Source organism: Streptomyces sp. DvalAA-14 (assembly GCF_900091855.1).
In the GTDB taxonomy this organism is placed as follows: Bacteria; Actinomycetota; Actinomycetes; order Streptomycetales; family Streptomycetaceae; genus Actinacidiphila.
This window is the reverse complement of record NZ_FMCH01000269.1, coordinates 1-3,528: the sequence shown is the minus strand read 5'-3', so window position 1 is coordinate 3,528 and position 3,528 is coordinate 1. Positions and strand designations below refer to the sequence as shown.

The window sequence follows — 3,528 nt, the reverse complement described above, 5'->3', positions numbered from 1 at the left end:
GGATCTGGCTGCCCTTCACCCTGTGGCTCCCCGCGACCGCCGCGCTGCTGCCGCCCCGGGACCGGCGCGGCTGGCTGGCCGCGCAGGCGGGCATCGCGCTGCTGGTCAACCACCTGTTCCTGACCGGGTGGTGAGGAGGCCCGACCCGGCCCGGCGCGGGTCCGGCCGGCCGCAGCACCGGTCCGGCGCGTTCCGGCTGGGGCCGCCCTCCCCGGTGCGAGGGCCGTCCCTCCTGGTGCGCTGTCGGGGCGTACCGCCGGAGTCCTCCTCGTCTGACCAGCGGTAGAGCGCGGGTCCGGTCAGCCCGGGGCTCTTGGCGACGGCGTTCAGCGACAGCGCCCGGGCGCCGCCCCGGGAGAGTTGCGCGAGCGCGGCCCGTTTGGCCTCGTCCCGTACCCGGGCGCGGAGGCGGGCCGCGGCGTCCTTCCCGGCCGGCGGCGCAGCGGCCACGCCTCCGCCTCCTGTTCGCCGCGCCGCCCCGTGATGTCCCGACGATCCGTCAGCTCATCCCTACATTCCCGTAACGGGTACTCATCCTCCCTCGCCGGTCTCCACCCCGCACGGATGCCAGGGATGCGCGGGCGTTCACCGGGCAAGCGAGGTCTTACGACGACCAGCCGGCGGCGGACTCAACCGGAGCCCGGAGAAGGGCGCTTGGGGCCGACGGAAAACGGAGGAGAGCGTTATGACCACGGGTTACGGCAACACGACGCGTTCCAGAACCGGCACCAACGGCCTGGCGGTGGCCGGGCTGGTGTGCGGAGTGGTGGGCGTCTTCGTCCTGAACTTCATCCTCGGCCCGCTGGCGCTGATCTTCGGCGGCGTCGGCCTGCGGAACGCCAACCGCGGCGCCTCCGGGCGCGGGATGGCGCTGGCGTCGGTGATCCTCGGCGCGTTCGACATCATCCTGTTCGTCGTGCTGCTGGTGGTCGCCAGCAACAACGGCGGCCTGCAGTGGCACGTGAGCGGCTGACCCCGCCGTCCGCCGCGCCGCGCCCGCGGCCCCCGCGCGAGCCCCGACCGGAACGCCGGCCGGGCCTCCGTGCCGTGTCCGCGATCAAGATCGGGCCGGCCTGCGATACAAAGGGCAGCGTCGCAGAAAAGACCCTCCCCCAGGAGACGCGCATGACCGACGACCGGCCGCCGCTGCCCCCCTTCGACCACGACTCCGCCCTGCGGAAGGTGCAGGCCGCCGAGGACGCCTGGAACACCTGCGACCCGGAGCGGGTGGCCGGCGCCTATTCGGTCGACTCCGTCTGGCGCAACCGCGACACCTTCATCACCGGGCGCGAGGCGATCATCGCCTTCCTGACCGCCAAGTGGAAGCGCGAGCTGGACTACGCGCTCCGCAAGAACCTCTGGGCCTTCGCCGGGAACCGCATCGCGGTCCGCTTCCAGTACGAGTCCCACGACGCCGCCGGGCAGTGGTGGCGCTCCTACGGCAACGAGCTGTGGGAGTTCGACGAGCACGGGCTGATGCGCGTCCGCGAGGGCAGCATCAACGACGTGCAGATCACCGCGGCCGAACGGCGGATCTTCGGCCCGCGGCCGGAAAGCGAGACCGGCGTGGAGTTCCCGACCAAGTGAGCGGTGCGGCGGCCCGCCGCCGGGCCGGCCGCCGCAGCCGCCGGGGTCACTCCGCGATGCCCCGGGTGAGCAGCACGACGGTGACGAAGGTCCGGTAGAGGCGGATCGGATCGCTGTCGGTGATCCGGACCGTCACCGGGTCGCCGGGGTCGGCCTCGACCCCGCTGATCCAGGTGGCCATCTCGGCCAGGTCCGGGTTGCGCATCCGGACGGTCAAGGTGGCCGGCAGTTCGATGGCCGGCAGCGCGGCGCCCGGCAGTGCCCCGACCGCCAGCCGCGCGGCGTCGTGGATCATCTCGCCCGCCTCGGCCGGGTGCAGGCTGTCGGCGGCGAACCGGGAGACCGACGACTTGACGACCGCGCCGATCGCCCCCGGGCTGAAGGGCTCCAGTTCGGTGGCGGTGGTCTCGTCGCCGGTGATCAGCAGCACCGGGACGCCGTGGCCGAGGGCGACCAGCGCGTTGATGCCGCTCTCGCCGGCCACGGTGCCGTTCAGCCGGACCTCGCTGATCGCCGCCGGGTTGTAGGTGTGCGACAGCGTGGCCCGCGTACTCGACATCGAGCCGTGGTAGGACACGAAGAACACGCCGTCGAAGGACGCGTCCAGGCCCTGCATCATGTAGAAGGGCTTGTGCCGGCCGGACAGGTAGCGCGCGCGGCCGGCCAGCGCGTCCGGGCGCAGGTTGGCCATCGTGGAATGCGAGTCGTTGACCAGGAAGCGGGTGGCCCCGCCCTCCAGCGCGCCCTCGATGGCCGCGTTGACCTCCTCCTGCAGCAGCAGGCGGTAGTGCTCGTACTCCGGCTGGCCCTGGCGGCACTGCGACCAGTCCACCACTCCGGCGGTGCCCTCCATGTCGGAGGAGACGAAGATCTTCACAGCACGCTCCGGGGCCGGAACTCGGGTTCGGTGGACGCGTCGGTCATCAGCGCGTAGACACTGCCCCGCTGGCCGGCCGCGCCGCCGTGCCGGCCGTCGGGAGTGAGGGCCAGCGCCCGCAGTTCGGCGCGGAAGTCGTCCGGCAGGGTGGCGGCGTCGGCGAGTGCGGCGCGGCAGGCGTCGGACGGGTCCTGGCCCGCCGCCAGCAGGTCGACGATGGTCCGGGCGGTGCCGCCGCGCATGCTCAGCTCGCCGCGGCCGGTGCACGCGGCGCCGCCGGCCCGCAGATCGCACCAGTTGCCGGCGCCCGGCAGCGCCGAGTCGCCGACCCGGCCCGGATACTTGTACGGATAGCCGGAGGTGGACACCCCGACGCACATCTCACCGGAGGAGTCCAGCGCGATGATGTTGATGGTGCCCCACGGGCCGTCGTGCGGCGCCAGCCGGCGGATCAGCGCGAGGGCGCTCTCCCGGTACCGCGTGTCGCCGTCGGTGGCGGCGGTGTTCTCGCCCTCCACCGACTCCCGCGACTGGACGACCTGCTTGCGCCACAGCTCCCGCGAGGCGTCGGTGAGCAGTTCGGCCGTGCTGAAGCCGTTCTCCGCGGCGAACAGCGCGGCGCCCTCGCCGACCAGCAGGCTGTGCTGCGGCAGCTTCTCCAGCACGGCCCGGGCCACCGAGATCGGGTTCGGGTAGCCGCGCAGGGCGGCCACCGCCCCGAACTGCCGCCCGGAGCCCAGCATCAAGGACGCGTCCAGTTCGACCACGCCCTGCGCGTTGGGCAGCCCCGCGGTGCCCACGTAGTGGTCGGCCGGATTGTCCTCGCAGCGCCGCATCGCGGCCTCCACCGCGTCCAGCGCCGAGCCGCCGCGCCGCAGCACGTCCATTCCGGTCGGCAGCCCGACCTCGCTGCGCTCACTGCCGATGATCACCGCTTCCGGCATGTTCCTCCTGTCCGGTGCCCACCCGTCCGGTCCTGCCCGTACCGCGCCCGCCGGTGAGGGCGGCGCGGGCCGCGGACCGCTTACCTGTATGTGGCCGCAGTCTCGCACCCGTCCTTCGGC

General features: G+C 73.3%; 5 protein-coding genes. 2 read left to right on the top strand and 3 right to left on the bottom strand.

Features of this window, described 5'->3' with window-relative positions; translation table 11 throughout:
- Positions 1 to 105: 105 nt before the first annotated feature.
- Entirely contained in the window at positions 106 to 450 is a 345-nt protein-coding gene (locus tag GA0115240_RS36155; protein ID WP_141708831.1) for a helix-turn-helix transcriptional regulator, read from the bottom strand.
- Positions 451 to 685: 235 nt separating this feature from the next.
- Between GA0115240_RS36155 and GA0115240_RS13825 the strand changes: the two genes are divergently transcribed.
- Positions 686 to 973: a DUF4190 domain-containing protein gene (locus GA0115240_RS13825; RefSeq protein WP_093736976.1), complete on the top strand. Its 288-nt coding sequence runs from the start codon at positions 686 to 688 to the stop codon at positions 971 to 973.
- A 152-nt stretch (positions 974 to 1,125) separates the two neighbouring features.
- Entirely contained in the window at positions 1,126 to 1,587 is a 462-nt protein-coding gene (locus GA0115240_RS13820) for a nuclear transport factor 2 family protein (RefSeq protein ID WP_093736975.1), read from the top strand.
- 46 nt (positions 1,588 to 1,633) lie between these two features.
- Here GA0115240_RS13820 and GA0115240_RS13815 read toward each other — a convergent pair whose 3' ends face one another.
- Together GA0115240_RS13815 and GA0115240_RS13810 are read right to left on the bottom strand one after the other, a co-directional pair.
- On the bottom strand, positions 1,634 to 2,464 hold the full coding sequence (locus tag GA0115240_RS13815; protein WP_093736974.1) for a M55 family metallopeptidase: 831 nt from the start codon (positions 2,462 to 2,464) through the stop codon (positions 1,634 to 1,636).
- A complete protein-coding gene (locus tag GA0115240_RS13810; RefSeq protein WP_093736973.1) occupies positions 2,461 to 3,408 on the bottom strand; it encodes a N(4)-(beta-N-acetylglucosaminyl)-L-asparaginase in 948 nt (315 codons plus the stop codon). Before GA0115240_RS13810 ends, GA0115240_RS13815 begins: the two co-directional genes overlap by 4 nt.
- Between the last annotated feature and the right edge of the window lie 120 nt (positions 3,409 to 3,528).

What these genes read in the sequence shown, in the direction of transcription:
- GA0115240_RS13825 (WP_093736976.1), top strand. Translation starts at nt 686, where the DNA reads ATGACCACGGGTTACGGCAACACGACGCGTTCCAGAACCGGCACCAAC.
- GA0115240_RS13810 (WP_093736973.1), bottom strand. Translation starts at nt 3,408, where the DNA reads ATGCCGGAAGCGGTGATCATCGGCAGTGAGCGCAGCGAGGTCGGGCTG.
- GA0115240_RS13820 (WP_093736975.1), top strand. Translation starts at nt 1,126, where the DNA reads ATGACCGACGACCGGCCGCCGCTGCCCCCCTTCGACCACGACTCCGCC.